Here is a 17,092-nt window from a genome sequence, read left to right on the forward strand (position 1 = left end):
GAAGTGTGACCCGGCGCGCTTCCGGCGCTATGGGTGGACGGCGTCCCCGGCCGCGGGCCGGCACGCGACAGGCAAGTGGCGCGCATGCGTGAGCGTCGCAGCTGGCTATCGGATGACCGAGCGCCCGATCCGTATTGGCGCCAACTGGAAGTCCACCCGTACGGATCCCTCCGGGGCGAAAAGCCCATCGGGCGCAATCACCGAGCGAACCACATCGATCGCGCGCTTGTCTCCACCCCGACTCTCCGACCCGACGCTGATTTTCAGCTGTCGCGTCCGCTGAGCGCGGCCCGCATGCGGTCGATGAGCCCCACTCCCGGACCGAGGATTTTGTTGGCCGGCGGCCCGCCAGGGGCCGCGGGATCGCGGGCGCGTCGGTGCCAGCTCCTTGGCCTGCTCGAACTTTTGGCCCAGCTCCCGAAGCTGCGCACCGCACGCGCTGCGCAGCTTCGGGAGGAGGTCGTTCTCCTCGTCGTTGAGGTGATGGCGGATCTCCTCGATCAGTTTGCCGACCAGCTCGCCGAACTTCGGCTCAGTGGTGTCGGTGTTTTTGATCGCCTTCATGACCTTCTCGGCTTCGGCGTGCTCTTCGAGCTCGTGGTCGGCCAGCTCGTCGCCGTTCGCGAGCACCTTGCGGGCCGTGGGGCACAGATACTGCTCCTCGGCCACAGAGTGGCGCACCAGCTCGACGATGGCGTGCTCGACCAGTTCCCGCCGTGCGCTCGGGTCGATGCCGACCTCGATTTCGGCGAACACCGCTTCCACCTCGCGGTGGTCTGTGATGATGGCTTCGACGAGGTCCGGGGGGCACCGACGGCTACCCGGATTCCCCTCGGTCAAGCATCGCCGCGTACGACGCGGTGGTGACCCAGCCGTACGCGATGTGCGGCACCACGTCGGACACCCAATCCGAAAGCGACCAATCGCGCGGGTTGGACACTCCTATCGCGGCCATCGATGCGGCCGACACAGCGATGGCGCCCACGGTGGCGACCGCGCCGGCCGTCGTCGCGGAGGGGCGCCAGCCCGCCGCGCGGATCGCGCCGTAGCCGGCCCCCACCACGAGACCGGACACGATCCCGAGCAGCGCGCCAGCTCCCGAAACGCGATTGTTCCGCCCCTTGGCGGGGAACGTGAGTCCGGCCAGGTCGGCCAGCCGCGTCACGCTCTGCTCCGGGGTTTGGCTGGCTGGCCTGCCGCGCAGGACCATGTCCAGATAGGTGATGGCGTGCAACGCCGTGGTGCCCGCCGCTCCCGCGGCCAGGCCGCGGAGGATCGCTCGCCTCATGTCAGCGGGTGCCCGGGACCCGGATCGCCGAAACTCGGAATTCAGGACGCGGCCCGCCGGTCCAGATCGCAGCACACGCCGGCGCGCCACCAGGTCGTGCCGGTACCGCCCGCAATTTGGCCCATGTAGCGCAGGGGTGGCGGTGGGTGGGCCAGATTGCGCCGGCGTCGTCGAAGGGATCGGCGTCCTGGCCGTCGCGCATCCGGCGGATGATCTCGGTGCAGACCGCCGTTTGGTGAACGGATCGGCGGCTACGGCTTGCAAAAGACCCGGCGGCAGAACGGGTAGTCCGGTTCGGCACAGCTGGTCGTGGACAGTTCGCCGCGCCGCGCCTGAGCGGGCTCATCCCGTGTCACCCGAAACCGCTCAGGCTGATGGCGCTGGACCGTGCGAGCCGTTCGACATGAAGGCGACACCAATATGGGTTCTTCTACTGGGTTGAACGACTGCCGGAGGGGAACGAGGGGAGAGTGATCACGACAGCAGAGGGAGCAGAACGTGCTCGTGCGAGGGGGGCCCGCGCACGCGAGCTGGCGACCCCTGACCGCGTCAGTTCCGCAAGCTGGTGCGGCTGGTCGCCAAGCGGGGCGCGGCGAGATCGCGGACGGCTGCCCGGGGCCGGCAGAGGGCGTTGCCGCTGGCAGATCGCGTGGGGCAGGTGGCGACGTACTGGCGGGCGTACCTGACGATGCGCCAGATCGGGCCGCTGTTCGGGTTTCGCATTCCGCGGCGTACCGGATGATCGACACGATCGGCCCACTGCTGGCGCTGGCCGCGGTCCGCAAACGCCCGATCGATGCAGTCGCGATCGTGGACGGCACCCTGGTCCCGAATTTGATCACCGGCTGGCGACACCGTCGAAGAACTACCGCTATCGGCCAACGTGCAGGCCGCGATCGACGCCGAGACCCTGCTGGTGATCGCCACCGGCGATCCGCAACCGGGCAGCCGCAACAACTGCACCGTCTACCGCGCCTCCGGCATCGCCGAACGACTCGCCGACCGGCCGGTCATGGCTGATGGCGGCCATCGCCGGGGGCGTCGGCGGAGGTGTCACGACGGAGCCGGTGGATGATCTGATCGCTCAAGGCGGCGTCGGCGTCGTCGAGTTCGTCCAGGGCGCCGGCGAGATTGCGGGCCCGGTCGGAGATGTGGCCACCGGGGCGCGAACGAGGCGTGCAGGCAGATGAACGGGCGTGGCACGCCAAGTATCAGAAAAGATCGCTGGCGAGACACTCGCGGCTGATCGGTGTTTGCGTAGGACGAGAATGTAAAGCTTGCCGTGTACGCGCCAATGTCACGTTCTCGGGGGTTTGCGATCCGCCTGTGAAGGTCCCCGTTACGCCGACAGGACGGCGCTGAATCGCGTCGTCACGTCCGTGCCGAGCCGCGCACCAGCGGTGATCGAGACTCGGTTCCCGTTGGTGTGCGCCGAGTACCGGCTGGCGGCTTCGATGTCGGCGACCGGCACCTCGCGGGCCCACAGCACGTTGTAGGTGGAGCTGTCGACGGCGATCAAGACGGCGACGTCGAAATCGAAAGAACGGAAGGGTGAGAAGAACGCGCCTCGGGTGTCCGGGTGGATGGTCCTGGCCTTCACCTGGACCCGACGCCCGTCCGCAGCCCGCAGGTTGTAGGAGACCGACTTCGGGGCCAGCTCCCCGTCGTAGACCCGCGCGGCGAGGCACTCGGCATAGTCACCCAGCGGCGCATTCCGAGTCCTCACAACGCCCCGCCGCCGCAACTCCTGCAGGATCGCCGCGTAGTGTCCCAGCAATTCCGGAACAGACTCTCCGCGCAGGCCCTGCCGGCTGTCGGGATCCATGCCCGGACACTACGCGCTACCGGAGACCGATCCACCGAGACCGCGTCGCGCACGGTGGTCAAGAACTGCTGGCCGGTGGTGAGCGCCATCGTCGAGGGGCTGCGTTTCAGGTGGGTCTCGCGACCGGGCGGCGGGTACGTTCGGGGTGGCCGTGACGGCACCGGCCTGATCTCCCATTTGATCCAGGAGCCGATGATGCCTGTACCGGCACTGACCGCCGAGCAGCGGGAATCCGCGTTGGAGAAGGCGAACCTGCTGCGCCAGCAGAGGGCCGTGTTGTTGGCGGCCGTGAAGGATGGCGTCGTCACGCTGCCGGGCGTCCTGGAACGGCCGGTTTCGGCGCAGCGGCTGATGGATGAGGTCGGGATCTCCGCCGGCCGTTTACCGGACTAAGAGGCGACACGCCGAGACAGTCCTATCCGCAGTCGCGAGTAGCCAGTAGTCCTCACTCCATCGCTGATCGATCGGTTGGAGTGACGATGTTCGACGAGGCTGAGTGGGACGTCACCGCGATCTGCCGAGCGAGCGCGCGGTGCCGTGGTGGGTTGTTGATGAGGACCTGGTGCCGATCGAGTCGATACCGTGACCGAACCGGGCATGCCAGTGATAAGGACGTTCCTTCTTAGAGTGTGTTCGAGAAGGCTGGCGTGCCCGCGTGACCTTGTCGGCGCAGGTGATCAACAGTGCCGGGGTGGCACGACGTGCGCGGTACTCCTCGGACACCGGCGACGAACACTGGGCTCTGATCGAGCTGCTGCTGCCGGAGGTGAGGACCGCGGGCCCGGCCGGAGAAGCATCCCCACCGCGCGCTGGTGGACGCGATCCTCTACATCGTGCGGGCCGGGTGCTCGTGGCGGCAACTTCCCGCGGACTTCCCGCCCTGGCAGACCGGGGTTATGTTGGAGGAGTCGCCGCTGGTCAGGCCGGTTGTGGCGATGTGATCGGCGCGGCGGGATCTGGCTGGTGGCGGTGGGTGGCCGGGCCTGTCCACCCGGACGGTTCCTGGCCGGCCTTCTGGCTGTGGGCGTGCGGGCGCTGGCGGGCGTCAAGTGAGGAGGCGGCGTGGCTGCCGCCGGAGCGGAGGCCTGATGGTCACTCAGCGGAGCGACCGGATCGCCAGGGAGCAGGCGGCGCTGCGGCGGGTGGCGACGCTGGTGGCCCGGGCGGCGTCGCCGCAGAAGGTGTTTGCCGCGGTCACTGAGGAAGCCGGGCGGCTGCTGCGCGCCCACCACGCGTGGATGACCCGATACGAACCTGATGGCGCGGCAATAGTGGTCGCCACGTGGAGCAGCACCGGCGCCGCCGTCCCCGCCGGAACCCGATTGCGCCTCGGAGGGCGGAACGTGCGCACGCTGGTGTTCCAGACCGGCCGTCCCGCGCGCATCGACCATTCCACCGGCACCCCGGGCCTCGTCGCCGACGATCTCGCCCGCAAGTTCGATTACGGCGCGGCCGTGGGCGTGCCGGTCAGCGTCGAAGGCCGCCTGTGGGGCGCCATGGTCGTCGCATCCTCGCAAGGGGAGCCGCTGCCGGCCGACTCCGAGGCGTGGCTGGCCGGGTTCACCGAGCTGGTGGCCACCGCGATCGCCAACTCACAGGCGCGGGTGGAGCTGCACCGGTTCGCCGAGGAGCAGGCGGCGCTGCGGCGGGTGGCGACACTGGTGGCCCGGGCGCCGCCGCCGCCGGAGGTGTTTGCCGCGGTCACTGAGGAAGCCGGGCGGCTGCTGGGCGCCCACCACTCGTGGATGACCCGATACGACCCCGATGGCGCGGCAAGGTTGATCGCCACGTGGAGCAGCACCGGCGCCGCCGTCCCCGCCGGAACCCGGCTGCCCCCCGGAGGGCGGAACGTGTACACGCTGGTGTTCCAGACCGGCCGTCCCGCACGGATCGACAGCCCCGCCGGCACCCCGGGCCCGGACTGCGATGTCGCCAGCGAGTTGGGCGTGCGCTCGGCCGTCGGCGTGCCGGTCAGCGTCGCGGGCCGTCTGTGGGGCGTCATGGTCGTGTCATGCACGCAAGAGGAGCCGCTGCCCGCCGACACGGAGGCGTGGCTGGCCGGGTTCACCGAGCTTGCCGCCACCGCCCTCGCCAACGCCGAGGCCCACGCGCAGCTGGCCACCTCCCGGGCGCGGATCGTGACCACCGCCGATACCACCCGCCGCCGGATCGAGCGCAACCTGCACGACGGCGCTCAGCAGCACCTGGTCTCCCTCGCCCTACAGCTACGAGCCGTGCAGCTGGCCGCGCCGTCCGGGGGCAGTGAGCTGGTGCGGCAGCTCGACGAGGTGGCCGCTGGGCTGATCGAGGTCCAGGAGGAGCTGCGCGAGATCGCCCACGGCCTACACCCGGCCATCCTGGCCGAGCGCGGTCTGCGCTCCGCGCTGAAGGCGCTGGCCCACCGCTCTGCGGTCCCGGTCCGGCTGGATGTCCGGGTGGAGGGGCGGCTGGCCGAGCCGGTCGAGACCGCCGCTTACTACGTCGTGGCCGAGGCGCTGACCAACGCGGCCAAGCATGCGCACGCCACCACCGCCGAGGTCCAAGTGGCCGCCGATAAAGACGTGCTGCACGTGCGCGTCCGCGACGACGGCTGCGGCGGCGCCGACATCACCCGCGGCTCCGGTCTCACCGGCCTCAAGGATCGGGCCGAGGCGCTCGGCGGCGGCCTAGCGCTGCACAGCCCGCCCGGAGAGGGCACCACCCTTCAGGTTCAACTCCCGATGGAGCACGCCGGCGAAGCCGACAGCTTTGAGCACGTCAGCGACCAAGGACATCCCGTCTGAGTCCGGAGAAGCACCTCGCCGGGCCGGGCTCGGACTTCTCGCACTTGAAGCACTTCTTCGCCTGCTGCTCGTCGTCGGCCATGCCACTCCCCTGGTCTCGTTCGCCGCGTCGCGCTGACCGTAAGCCGGATCGCGCGAGCGCCCCGAGCTCGACATGCCGTTGCCCGGTGTGGCGTTCGCGTGATCCGCGCAGGCTCGCCAGGCCGGTCCGCCGGCGACGTCGGGGAACACGCGCGCCAAGCGAAAGAGAACGTGCAGAACTGGACGTGACACCCGGAGTCGGTGGCGCGGCCGCCGTGGCGTCGCACCACCGGCTCGCACGGGTTCGGACAGAAGACCAGGCGGGTCGGCGACAGGGACGCGTAGCGCCGCGCACCTTCGCCAAAGCGGGGGCGAGGGGGCTGGTCGGGACGGACCGATGAGGTCACTGTCCTTTCTCGTGTGGGAGGGCCGCACCGCACGCGCACGGCCCGCGGTTCGGAACCCTCTGGAACTCGTCAGGAAGCGATCTTCTGGCGGTTCGCGCCGGAACTTTCGGTGAAGGTCCAGTCGGACATGGCTGTCCTTCCCGAACTGTCGCATCGTCCGCTTGAGCATCGCCCGCCAGGACTCCCGGGACAGCTCCATCGGTCCTTCCGGCTCTCTGCGCCTCCTGCCCATCGGAACCACCTCCGTCGGTGCTGACGCGCGCCGACCGCCAAGACGTCGCCGGGTTCTTCCGCCGCGTGATGGAAGACGACTCGGCCCGGATGAAGCAATGCCACGAGTTCCTCAACGAACTTGCGGGGAGTGCCGGTCCGGGCCCAGCGGTTTCCTGGACCAGTCGGGCCCGCGCCTTCCGCGCAGAGCCGCGATCAGCGGCCGCGCACGGCGTCGGTCCGGCGACGGGCCCGGGCCTCGGCCCGGCCGCGAGCGGCGTACCACGGAAGGGCGAGGATCAAGGCGAGGCCGAGTTCGACCATGTCTCCGCCGTAGTACATCAGCTGCGCGCCCGCCTGCCTGTCGGCGGTGGCAAGCAGCGCGCCGGGCGGCGACACGGTGTACAGCGTCTTGGCCAGCACCGCGTGCGCAGCGGCGGCACCCACCAGCGCACCGGCCCGCACCCCGAGCCCCGAACGGTGGCGCACCGGCTCGAGCTGACACACCGCTGCCGTGAACAGCAGTCCGGTCAGGAACGCGTGGATGTGAACCACCCCGTGCAGCACCGGGTCGGCGGCGGCGGCGGCGTAGAGACCGGTCCGGTAGAGCAGCCACAGACTGCCCGCCTCCAGCGCGGCCGTGAACGGCGGGAACAGTAGCGCCCCCACGGGACCGGATCCGAGCACCCGCGCGAGTCGGCGGCGGATCGTCGCCGATGTGACCCGCAGGAGCAGCGTCACCGGGCGGCCGAGCACGAGCAAAACAGGCGCGACCATGCCCAGCAGAACGTGCTGCAGCATGTGTCCGGTGAACCCGGACGTTTCCGGGACGAGCACCGCCGCCGCGGCCGTCATGGCGCCGAGAGAGAACGCGGCCTCGCGCGCGGCGGGCCACCTGTCGCCACGACGGCGCACGCGCCACGTGCCGGCCGTGTAACCGGCGAGCACGACCAGCGCCGGCACCACGGCGAGCCAGCCGGTAAATAACCCCTCGCCGTGCCCACCGTGGGCCAGGAACACACCCATGTTCAGGCCGTCCGCGTCCACGCGACCCGCAGGCACAGCACACCCGCCGCCAGCAGAACCACCGCCACGCCATTCCAGATCCAGTCGTAGGGCGCGAGCGAAACGCCGTAGCGGATCTGGTGCAGGTTCAGCAGCTTGTGCTGGATGGTGCCGTCGTACAGCTGGAACGCACCAGCACCGGTCAGGACCCCGCCCGCGAACGCGCGCCCGCAGAGCCGGTCACCACGTCGCAGGTCGGCCACCAGGATCAGGCCGAACACGATCGCGAACCAGCCGAACGCGTGGAACAGCCCGTCCGAGACCAGACCGGCACCGGTCGTCGATCGGTCGAAGAAGTGGTGCCAATGCAGCAGCTGGTGGAACACCGTCTCGTCGACGAACGCCGCGACGCCGACTCCCGCCAGCACCCCGGCCCACGCCGAACGAGCCCTGCGCACGGGCGAAGCGCCAATCCCGGACCGTGCGGCCTCCACCACGTCCATCACCTCCGGCCTTGGGGCTACCCGCCGCCCGGCCGGACATGCATCACGGCCTGCGGACTAACCCCCGAGGACGACACGGTCGTGTGTTCTGCATGCCTAGCGTCGTCCCACGCTCAGCGAGCACGACGTGGTGTCGGTGGCGCAAATGCACTACCGTAAGACGAAGGTTGAGTCAGCAGCCGCCGATGTCGTTTCTCGCCCGGCGGGAAGTCGGTCGTCGAACTGCACGCTCCCTGCGCTGTCTTTGACGATCATCCTGCGGGCGCCCTCGAGGGGAGGACTGCGATGACCTTCTCGAATCGCAGCGAAACCAGCTCTGGATTGCCGCTGGGTGCCGATTTTGACACCGGTGACGAGTTTCACCTCTGTGTTCGTCGGCCAACGCCGACCGTGGCGGTGGTCGAAGTCGCGGGCGAAGTCGATTCGTGCACGGCGCCTCAACTCGAAGAGGTAGTCGGGTCTCTGCTCCGCAGCACCGTCGAGATCGTCGTCATCGATCTCTCACCGAGTATGTTCCTCTCGGTGGCCGGGCTGCGGGTGCTGTCCCAGCTCGACCTGGTGGCCGGCGAGCACGGCGTCGACTTCTCGGTTGATCCCGGAAGCTCACACGCTGCCCTGAGACTGCTGCAACTCGTGCCGATCGGATGTGAGCGCCGTGGCCGCGCGAGGGCATTTGACAATGGCGGTCCTCGGTCCCGCCCGGCGCGGTCCGCGACCAGAGAATGCGTCGAAGCTGAGTTCGTCCGCCGCAGACAGGAGTGACCTCGTTCCGGGAAAAGATCGTGGTGACCGAGGACGAGATCACCGCACTGGTCAACCAGTAGGCCGAGATCACGTTCGAGCTGTCCGAACGCGACATTGGCCGACGGCTGCGTGACCTGGAGGTGTCGTACTGGCCGGTGGCGTTGCGCGCCTACGTGGAGCAGGCGCGGCTCGAACGAAGCCTCGACCTCGACGAGGTCAACGAGTTCCTCGAGTCCATCCTCACCGGGATCATCGTCATCGACGCCGAGATGCAGATCAAGGCATGGAACCTGTGGTGCCGAAGACCTGTGGGCGTGCGTCGCGACGAAGCCGAGGGCGCCCACCTGCTGAATCTCGACATCGGCCTTCCCTGAGCGAACTGCCCCCGCCGCGCCCGAGGCCTTGGCCGATCCGAATTTTCACACCAAGCTGACGCTCTGCGCCATCAACCGTCGGGGCCGCAAGGCACAGGTTCGGCTGCTGTACAGCGCCCTGCGCGGACCGGACAGCCAACGTCAGAGGCAATGAGCCGTTCTGGTGATGCAGGAATTGAAACTTCCGTAATCGAGCAGCGCCGTGCGAACGTGCTCGGCATCCGACCGGCCTGATGTGGTTCGCCCTTCCTATTTCAAGCCTTCATCGAACGAGCCGAGCTCGCTGGCCGGAAGACCTGGCAGTAAGTCCCGCATGGACCTCGAGAAGATCCGGCGTCACACCCTTGGCGCCCTCCGCGAAGTGCCCGACGTGATCGGACTCCTTGGCTTCTCCTTCATGGGAAACGTCGCAGCCGAAGAGATCCCTCGAGTCCTGTGGGGCTGCGTGGATGCCCGCATACCTGCGGTGCTGACGCAGCGGCCGCTGACCCGCATCACCACAGGCGCAGGATCGGGAGATGCCGGTGGCGTGGCTGGATTAGCCGGAATGCTGCGGGGGTCGTGGCCGTAGGTGCTGCGTTCTGCGATTTGGCCGTCCTCGTTGGCCTTGTCAACGCGGCTTGCGGCGCATTGGGCCGCTGCGGGACGTGATGGCCGGGGATCCGCCATGACCAGGGGCTTGAGCGCGTAGGAGTCGTTGGTGTTCGCAGCAGAGACATCTACCGGCGGTGGCAATCCGGCGCGATCGGACAGCTCGTGGATCTTCGAGCCGCCACCCTGCGGACGCGGCTCGAACACCGAGGCCAACGGCTCCACCAACGAAACTCATCCGGCACCAACCGCAACGACAACGACAACGACCAACCACAATCAGCATCGTCGCCCACGAGCAAGCGAACACCACGTAAACGATCTAGGCCGTGCGCGAAAATGCGGTGGCTCCGCTGGCGGTGAGGTCTCGAGACTTCCACTGAGCCGCCCCGGCAGATAATTGCCACCGATCGGTTCGGCCGACACGGCGGCCCGGCTGGGCACCGGGCCGCCGTGTGCGGTCAGGTGGCCTTGTTCTTGGCGGATTTCGCCTTGCCTTTCATCGTTCCCTTGGCGTCCTGCAGGGGTGCGTAGGTGCCGTAGAGTGCGGGGTCGGGCTTGGGTGCTGTGCCGGGGCCGCCGAGGGGCTTGGCGTCCATTAAGTACTCGATGCCGGCGCCGGTGGTCCAGCTGGCGCCCTTGGCACCATCGGGGCCGTCGGACAGGTGCCAGATGGTGTGGTTGTGCTCCTGGTTCTCTTCGTCGAACAATGCGCTCGGGGCCACTTCGCCCTCCAACCCATCGGCTTCGAGTTCTTCGATCGCGGCCAGCCACTGCTTCTGGTGCACAGTGTCCCGGGCAAGGTTGAACTGCAGCATGGCCTTTACGCCCGGGTCGTCGGTCATGTTGTACAGCCGTGCTGTTTGCAACCGGCCCTGGGCTTCCGCGGCGGCGTTCGCACGGAAATCGGCCAGGAGGTTGCCCGACGCCACGATGTACTTGCCGTTCCACGGATAGCCGTTGCTGTCCGCGGGCAACGCGCCGCCGCCGGCGACAATGGCCTGCTGAGGGTCCATGCCGCCGATCACGGCGGCCATCACCGGATCCTTCACCGATTCCGCGGTGGCCGTGGCGGGCGCGCCTTCCAGCAACCGGGCGACCATCGTGGCCAGCATCTCGACGTGACCGATCTCCTCGGTCGCCGTGTCCATGATCAGGTCCTTGTACTTGCCTTCGACACGGCAGTTCCAACCCTGGAACAGATACTGCATCGTCACGGTCATCTCGCCGAACGCGCCGCCGATGAGTTCCTGCAGCTTGTGCGCATACACCGGGTCGGGCTTCTCCGGCTTAGCCTCGAACTGCAGCAGCTTCGTGTGACGGAACATTACTCACGCCCTTTCTACAAGGTGGAAACCAGCCATCGCTGGCAACAGGTCCGTCCGAATGCCCACCGCACGCGGAAATAACCATCTCAGCCCGGTTCGAGGCCACCGGGATTACCGAAGCATCCCCGGGGTACGCCTCGTTCGACGTGGCGGCCGTCGGCCCCACCGGAGCCCGCTCAGGGAGGAGAAGGACATGTCCACGAATTCGCCGTCATACACCGCCATCGGGCGGTCGTCCGCCCAGGTCGCCGCGAGTATCGTCGCCGTCGTATTCCTAGTGGTCGGCGTACTCGGGTTCATCCCCGGCGTCACGACCGACTACGACCAGATGGGCTTCGCCGGACACGACTCGATGGCCATGCTTTTCGGTTTGTTCATGGTCTCCACCCTGCACAACATCGTGCACCTGCTCTTCGGCATCGTCGGCCTCGCGTGCGCCCGCACCTCGCGCGCCGCGCGGCTGTACCTCCTCATCGGAGGAGTCGTGTACCTCGCGCTGTGGCTCTACGGACTGCTCATCGACCACGGCAGTGACGCCAACTTCGTTCCGCTCAACAACGCGGACAACTGGCTCCACCTCGGCCTCGGACTCGGCATGATCGCCCTGGGTCTGCTCACCGGCCGCGAAGAACGCACAGCCTCCACACCGACCGCAGCCGGGGGATCCGGCGGTCGCTAGCAACCACGCAACGCGTGGTTCCCAGGGGCGTCGGCGGTCTCCTCCTTACCCGCCGGCGCCCCGTTGAAAATCGAAGGGACCGCATGCCGGCCATCGCCGCGGACACCGCGCGCCCGCCTCGTCATGAGAACCGACCCCGACGTCTACGAGGCCATCGATCGCCCCTCGCGCACTGGGCGGACGAGCAGAGGCCGGGTCTCGCTGAAGACGAGAGCCCACCTGCTGGCGCACTCAGCGGCGGAGGACGTTCCTGACCGCCGCGACGACGAGACCACCGGCCAGCACCCACGGCCCCGCCACGATGAGAGGGTCCAGCAGGTGGTGCTTGACGTCCGCGCGTTTCTTGCCGACCCGGGAGGAAATTCCGTGGCGGGAGAACTCGCTGGCGACACCGGTTTCGGTGATGGGGTTGTCCGGATGGATTGTGGCAAACGAACGCAGGTGGTGCTCCCACGCATCCACCCGGTCGGCCGCCAGCAGGAGAAGCCAATGCGCGGCGCGCGCCTCGCTGTACTTGCGATAGGCGATCTTGCGCACGGCGCCGGAGAGGCCACGAGGTGGGCATGAGGTACCGAAAACCGGGGTGAGGAACGCGTGCTCGATCGACCGTTCCCGAGGCCACTTCTCGGGTTGGCGCTCGGGGAACTCCCAGTGCGCGCCCGTCTGGTCCTCTTTCCACAGCAGTTTCGGTACAGACGGCCGGTCCTGCGGATCGAGGTCGGCTCCCCAGCCGGGGATCCGGGCACGCAGTTGGTCACTCGTCTCCGCGAGCGGCGGCCGCTTGGAGGTGTAGACCATGATCGGGTTCCTTCCTTAGCTGCCGCTAGGCACGATCAGCGGCTTGATGCAGCCGTCCAGCTTCGCGGAGAAGATGTGGTAGCCCTCGGCGATGTGCTCGAGCGGGATCCGGTGGGTGACGATGTCGCTCGGCTTGAGGTAGCCGTTGCGGATGTGCTCGAACAACCGCGGCCACTGCCGCTTGACGGGGCACTGGTTCATCCGCAGAGTGAGGCCCTTGTTCAGGGCGTCGCCGAATTTGACCGCGCTGAACATCGGCCCGTAGGCCCCCATCACCGACACGGTGCCGGCTTTGCGGACCGAGTCGATGGCCCAGTTGAGCGCGATCGGTGAACCGCCCTGCAGCTTCAGCTTGGCCGACGTGACGTGCTGGATCAGGTTGCCGTCGGCCTCTGCGCCCACCGCGTCGATCGCGACGTCGGCACCGAGGTGGTCGGTGAGCTTCTTCATCTGCACGACGATGTCGTCGTACTCGGTGAAGTTGCAGGTTTCGGCGTGCGCGAAGGTTCGCGCCTTCTCCAGGCGGTACTCGAGGTGATCGACGACTATCACCCGTCCCGCACCCATCAGCCACGCCGACTTCGCGGCGAACAGCCCGACCGGGCCGGCCCCGAAGACGACGACCACGTCGCCCTCGACGATGTCTCCGAGCTGCGCGCCGAAATAGCCCGTGGCGAGTGCGTCGGTGAGCAGGACCGCGTCTTCGTCGTCCATCCACTCCGGGATGACGGTCGGGCCCACGTCGGCGAACGGCACCCGGACGAACTCGGCTTGGCCACCGTCGTACCCCCCGCAGGTGTGCGAATACCCGTAGATGCCACCGACGGCCGTGGCGTTGGGGTTCACGTTGTGACAGTTCGAGTACAGGCCGCGGGCGCAGAACCAGCAGGTCCCGCAGAAGATGTTGAACGGCACCATCACCCGGTCGCCGCGCTTGAGATTCCGCACACCTGATCCCACGTCCTCGACCACGCCGACGAACTCGTGCCCGAAGGTGAAGCCGACCCGGGTGTCCGGCATCATCCCGTGGTAGAGATGCAAATCCGACCCACAGATCGCCGCCAACGACACCCGGACGATCGCATCGTTCGGATGCTCGATCGCCGGCACTTCCTTTTCCTCGACCCGTACTTTGTACGGCCCGCGATACACCATCGCACGCACAGCGCCTCCTCCGGCGATCCCTCGGAGCGGCCGGCCGCTTGCCGTCACGCAACCGACCGCGCCACCGGGCGACTGAGTACCCGAGCCGCCCGCGCATAACCGTCGAACGTGCACACTTCGGCCCGGCCACGACTCCGGCACCGTGCTCGAGCCGGGCATCCTCCGAGGCGATCACGACGTTCGTGACGAACCGCCTCCTGCGCCTGCTGCGCACCCGGTGCGCCTCGAGCTCGCGGTTGACGTCGCGCACCCCGTGCCCGCGGGCACGGGCGAACTCGTAGCCGATCCGGGTCGGAGCCGGGTGCGCGGCGGAGTGCTGTCTGGTTCGACGGTCGTCCTCGCGGGTCATGGGCGTCCGGCGACACGTCGAGTTGTTCCAGCACGGCCCGGCGCTCGTCGTAGCACCGGTCGAGCCGTGAGCCGAACACGAGGCCCGGGCGGCGGCCGCCAGTGGATGCGCTGAACTGCGGCTGGCGGTCGGGCGCTACCTCGTCCGCACGCTCAAGCTGATCGGCCGCGGGCCCGTGTTCGCCCTGCACCAGTCGGTGGAAGAGGCGCTGGCCGCCAACGCCGTCTGACCGGCGCTGTCGAACTCCACGCCCACCATCAGCCGGACCCGGACCCGGACCCGTTCACGGACGCGGCTAACCCTCATCGGCACCCTCTCCGGCCACACCGCCCTCCATGCCACCGAGCTCGGCACCATCGTGACTATGACCTGGTACCTCTTGCCGTGATCATCGTGACTGCGTCCGTGATCATCGTGATTGCGTCGCGAACCACGCGTAGCACGGTTAAGGGTCCGGACCAGCTGGGTAGTCCGAGAATGGCGGCCGGACGGTCAAGCAGCGCGCGGTCCGGCCGCCCCACCAGAAGCCACGCCACGACCCGCCGCAAGTCTCGCGATCATCGGAGTCGTGGCCGCGAGGCTCAGTCCGGCCTTGACAGCAGTGCGGTGTAGAGCGTCAGGCCAGGCCCGAATGCCATCATCACGGCGGGTTTCCCGGTTTCGGGTTGCCCGCGAGTTCGTCGAAGATCACCAGGACACCGGTGCTCACCACCGCGGGGCCCGCGTGGTCGGTATGGGTGAATCTTCGGTCCCCGTCCCCAGGTGGCTCCGCGCGTTGCCGGGATCCACGCGGCCACCCGGCGCGCACTCCCCCAGCCGCCGGGTGTATCCCGGGCCACGCCGGGTACCTGCGGATCCATGACCGCCGAACCCGCCGGGAACTCCTTGTCCTTCATCGGCACTGCGACGACCCTGCTGCGGCTCGGGCCGTTCACTGTGCTGACCGACCCGAACTTCCTCCACCGGGGTCAGTGGTCGTACTTCGGCCAGGGTCTGGTGTCCCGGCGCCGGACCGAACCCGCGGCGCAACCCGCGGACCTCCCGCCACTGACCGCTGTGGTGCTCTCGCACCTGCACGGCGACCACTTCGACCGGGTGGCCGCCCGGGAACTCCCTCGCGACCTGCCGATCGTGACGACCGACCACGCGGCCCGGCGGCTGCGGCGGCGCGGGTTCCACGCGTCGGTCCCGCTCGAGACCTGGACTTCCGAGCGGTTCACCGACGCCGGCGCGACGCTCACCGTGACCGCGGTGCCCGCCCAGCACGCTCCGGGCTTGCTGAACCGCGTGCTGCCCCCGGTCATGGGCAGCGTGCTGGAGTACCGCGAAGCGCCACAGGCCCAGCCGCTGCGGATGTACCTCAGCGGCGACACGGTGATGCACGACGGACTGGCCGCGATCCGGGACCGGTTCCCCGGCCTCGACCTCGCCGTGGTGCACCTGGGCGGCACCCGGGTGCTCGGCGTGCTCGTGACCATGGACCACCGCCAGGGCGTGGACCTGCTCGAACTGCTGACCCCGGCCCAGATGGTGCCCGTCCACTTCGACGATTACGGGCTGTTCACCTCTCCGCTGTCCGACTTCCTCGTCGAAGTCCGGGAACGGCGCCCCTCGACCCGGGTCCGCGTCCTCCAGCGCGGGGAGACACTGCGGTTCTGACTGCCCGAGATCGGCATCGGGCGATCGGGTATCCACGGGCCAGGAGGTGTGCATGAGCGGATCCGGTGAGACGCTGGAGCGTCGAGGAGGAACATCTACTGCTGGATCCCGACACCGGTAGCTCCGTAGCCCGGCGCGCCCAGCTCACAGCCGGACGGCGGCTGCTCGCGGAAGCACCGACGGAAGAGGACTGCCTGTTGGCTGCCACGGGCACTCCGCTGACCGCTTCCGCGCCCGGCCCGGGCTCGCGGCGCAGGGCGTTACGCCAACATCGACATGGGCTACGGCGACCCGGTCAGCGACTACGAGGTGTGCGGGTGCCACGTCCTCGTGGGCGTCGCGGACCCCGACACCGCCGTCTCCGGAGTAAACCACCTCGGCCGCTGGTTGCCGGTGCTGCCGGCCCTGTCCGCGAACTCGCCGTTCGACCACGGCCGTGACACCAGCTACCACAGTTGGCGAATGGTGCTGCAGTCACGGTTCCCCGAGTCCGGCGTGGTCGCGTACTCCGCAGCCGCACCGAGTACGGGGCCGCGGTGGACGTCCTGGTCGACTGCGGTGCGCTCATCGACGACCACCAGTCCTTCTGGCCGGTCCGGCTCTCACCGCGGTGCACCGTCGAACGCGGACCGCCGACGTCTCATCCACCGTGGACGGTTCGCTGTTGCAGGCCCTGCTGTCCCGCGCCCTCATCCGCACCGCACTGGGCGGCCTTGACTGCGGCGTCGAAGCGGCCCGTTGCCCCATAAACTGGTGTCGCAGAATGGGAGCCGTTAGCTGCGCCGGCACGCGCACACCGCGACAACGAACCGGTCGGACCGCGCCACTTTCCCGTCGGCGTCCGCTGTTCGACCGGCCCTTCGACCAGGACCGGCGGGCCGGGGACCACGGTCACCCCGCGGTGCTCCCGGTCACCGTTCGGCACGCAGCACCACCAGCTCCTCGTGCCGCACCCCCGGCGCAACGAATCCACGGTCTTCCAGGAACCGGGCCCGCCCGGTCAGCACCGGCCCGAACGGTACCCGCGCCCGCGCCACGACCGCGGTCCGGAGTCCCCCCGCGGCCAGCTGTTCCCGGGAACGGTCCACATCGGACATCGTCGAGTGCACCACCAGAAGCACGCCACCGGGAGCGAGCAGTGCCACGGCGCCTTCGCACAATGGGTCGAGTACCGCGCGACCGTCTTCGCCGGCGTCACAGCTGAGTGTGAGTCGCTCCGTCTCAGGCGGACAGGGAACATAGGGCGGGTTCGCCACGACGATGTCGTACGGTCCACCCGCGGCCGCGGCGAGAAGGCCGCCCCGGCGGGTCCGCACCGGCAGACCGCGCGCCGCCGCGTTCACGCGCGCCGACACCAGCGCCCG

15 protein-coding genes and 6 pseudogenes are annotated in these 17,092 nt (G+C 68.7%); 10 read left to right on the forward strand and 11 right to left on the reverse strand.

Annotated features, from left to right (window positions below):
• Positions 1-263 precede the first annotated feature (263 nt).
• Positions 264-840: pseudogene (locus AB0M56_RS45035) on the reverse strand (hemerythrin domain-containing protein).
• Entirely contained in the window at positions 818-1,288 is a 471-nt protein-coding gene (locus AB0M56_RS45040; protein ID WP_364188174.1) for a hypothetical protein, read from the reverse strand. The pseudogene AB0M56_RS45035 and the gene AB0M56_RS45040 overlap by 23 nt, the downstream one beginning before the upstream one ends.
• A 544-nt stretch (positions 1,289-1,832) precedes the next feature.
• Here AB0M56_RS45040 and AB0M56_RS45045 point away from each other — a divergent pair.
• Positions 1,833-2,321, forward strand: a pseudogene (locus AB0M56_RS45045) (transposase family protein); the annotation flags it as partial.
• Between the two features lie 306 nt (positions 2,322-2,627).
• Here the strand turns inward: AB0M56_RS45045 and AB0M56_RS45050 are convergent.
• Positions 2,628-3,113, reverse strand: coding sequence for a hypothetical protein (locus AB0M56_RS45050; protein WP_364188176.1), 486 nt, complete (start codon positions 3,111-3,113; stop codon positions 2,628-2,630).
• Positions 3,114-3,191: 78 nt separating this feature from the next.
• Between AB0M56_RS45050 and AB0M56_RS45055 the strand changes: the two genes are divergently transcribed.
• From AB0M56_RS45055 to AB0M56_RS45065, 3 genes and pseudogenes are all read left to right on the forward strand, one after another.
• A complete protein-coding gene (locus tag AB0M56_RS45055) occupies positions 3,192-3,506 on the forward strand; it encodes a hypothetical protein (RefSeq protein ID WP_364188179.1) in 315 nt (104 codons plus the stop codon).
• Positions 3,507-3,858: 352 nt separating this feature from the next.
• Positions 3,859-4,003: pseudogene (locus AB0M56_RS45060) on the forward strand (transposase); the annotation flags it as partial.
• Between the two features lie 198 nt (positions 4,004-4,201).
• Positions 4,202-5,896 (forward strand): GAF domain-containing protein, encoded by a 1,695-nt coding sequence (locus AB0M56_RS45065; protein ID WP_364188182.1) that lies wholly within the window; start codon positions 4,202-4,204, stop codon positions 5,894-5,896.
• Positions 5,897-6,750: 854 nt separating this feature from the next.
• On the opposite strand, the gene AB0M56_RS45070 is transcribed toward AB0M56_RS45065, so the two are convergent.
• Together AB0M56_RS45070 and AB0M56_RS45075 are read right to left on the reverse strand one after the other, a co-directional pair.
• Positions 6,751-7,596 carry a cytochrome c oxidase assembly protein gene (locus AB0M56_RS45070; protein WP_364188184.1) on the reverse strand — a complete coding sequence of 282 codons (846 nt, stop codon included), beginning with the start codon at positions 7,594-7,596 and terminating at the stop codon, positions 6,751-6,753.
• Entirely contained in the window at positions 7,563-8,042 is a 480-nt protein-coding gene (locus AB0M56_RS45075) for a DUF2243 domain-containing protein (protein ID WP_364188187.1), read from the reverse strand. Before AB0M56_RS45075 ends, AB0M56_RS45070 begins: the two co-directional genes overlap by 34 nt.
• 285 nt (positions 8,043-8,327) lie before the next feature.
• Between AB0M56_RS45075 and AB0M56_RS45080 the strand changes: the two genes are divergently transcribed.
• From AB0M56_RS45080 to AB0M56_RS45090, 3 genes are all read left to right on the forward strand, one after another.
• Positions 8,328-8,804: an STAS domain-containing protein gene (locus AB0M56_RS45080; RefSeq protein ID WP_364188189.1), complete on the forward strand. Its 477-nt coding sequence runs from the start codon at positions 8,328-8,330 to the stop codon at positions 8,802-8,804.
• A 122-nt stretch (positions 8,805-8,926) separates the two neighbouring features.
• Positions 8,927-9,160, forward strand: a complete 234-nt coding sequence (locus AB0M56_RS45085; RefSeq protein ID WP_364188192.1) for a hypothetical protein — start codon at positions 8,927-8,929, stop codon at positions 9,158-9,160.
• A 313-nt stretch (positions 9,161-9,473) separates the two neighbouring features.
• Positions 9,474-9,731 carry a hypothetical protein gene (locus AB0M56_RS45090; RefSeq protein ID WP_364188194.1) on the forward strand — a complete coding sequence of 86 codons (258 nt, stop codon included), beginning with the start codon at positions 9,474-9,476 and terminating at the stop codon, positions 9,729-9,731.
• 45 nt (positions 9,732-9,776) lie between these two features.
• On the opposite strand, the pseudogene AB0M56_RS45095 reads toward AB0M56_RS45090, so the two are convergent.
• Positions 9,777-9,931: pseudogene (locus tag AB0M56_RS45095) on the reverse strand (IS5/IS1182 family transposase); the annotation flags it as partial.
• 281 nt (positions 9,932-10,212) lie between these two features.
• On the reverse strand, positions 10,213-11,079 hold the full coding sequence (locus tag AB0M56_RS45100; RefSeq protein ID WP_364188197.1) for a manganese catalase family protein: 867 nt from the start codon (positions 11,077-11,079) through the stop codon (positions 10,213-10,215).
• A 193-nt stretch (positions 11,080-11,272) separates the two neighbouring features.
• Here AB0M56_RS45100 and AB0M56_RS45105 point away from each other — a divergent pair, with 193 nt between their 5' ends.
• Positions 11,273-11,758 (forward strand): DUF4383 domain-containing protein, encoded by a 486-nt coding sequence (locus tag AB0M56_RS45105; protein WP_364188200.1) that lies wholly within the window; start codon positions 11,273-11,275, stop codon positions 11,756-11,758.
• Between the two features lie 231 nt (positions 11,759-11,989).
• On the opposite strand, the gene AB0M56_RS45110 is transcribed toward AB0M56_RS45105, so the two are convergent.
• Positions 11,990-12,556: a hypothetical protein gene (locus tag AB0M56_RS45110; RefSeq protein WP_364188202.1), complete on the reverse strand. Its 567-nt coding sequence runs from the start codon at positions 12,554-12,556 to the stop codon at positions 11,990-11,992.
• A gap of 15 nt (positions 12,557-12,571) precedes the next feature.
• Positions 12,572-13,879, reverse strand: coding sequence for a zinc-dependent alcohol dehydrogenase (locus AB0M56_RS45115; protein WP_364188205.1), 1,308 nt, complete (start codon positions 13,877-13,879; stop codon positions 12,572-12,574).
• A 1,048-nt stretch (positions 13,880-14,927) separates the two neighbouring features.
• On the opposite strand from AB0M56_RS45115, the gene AB0M56_RS45120 reads away from it, so the two are divergent.
• Complete coding sequence (locus tag AB0M56_RS45120; protein WP_364188207.1) at positions 14,928-15,728, forward strand: MBL fold metallo-hydrolase; 801 nt, start codon at positions 14,928-14,930, stop codon at positions 15,726-15,728.
• A 276-nt stretch (positions 15,729-16,004) separates the two neighbouring features.
• Positions 16,005-16,445 (forward strand): glutamate-cysteine ligase family protein, encoded by a 441-nt coding sequence (locus AB0M56_RS45125; protein ID WP_364188210.1) that lies wholly within the window; start codon positions 16,005-16,007, stop codon positions 16,443-16,445.
• 56 nt (positions 16,446-16,501) lie between these two features.
• On the opposite strand, the pseudogene AB0M56_RS45130 reads toward AB0M56_RS45125, so the two are convergent.
• Together AB0M56_RS45130 and AB0M56_RS45135 are read right to left on the reverse strand one after the other, a co-directional pair.
• Positions 16,502-16,653, reverse strand: a pseudogene (locus AB0M56_RS45130) (CDGSH iron-sulfur domain-containing protein).
• Positions 16,640-17,092 (reverse strand): annotated as a pseudogene (locus AB0M56_RS45135) (methyltransferase); the annotation flags it as partial. The pseudogenes AB0M56_RS45135 and AB0M56_RS45130, both read right to left, overlap by 14 nt.

This window comes from Amycolatopsis sp. NPDC051372 (genome assembly GCF_040682095.1).
Taxonomy (GTDB): domain Bacteria; phylum Actinomycetota; class Actinomycetes; order Mycobacteriales; family Pseudonocardiaceae; genus Amycolatopsis.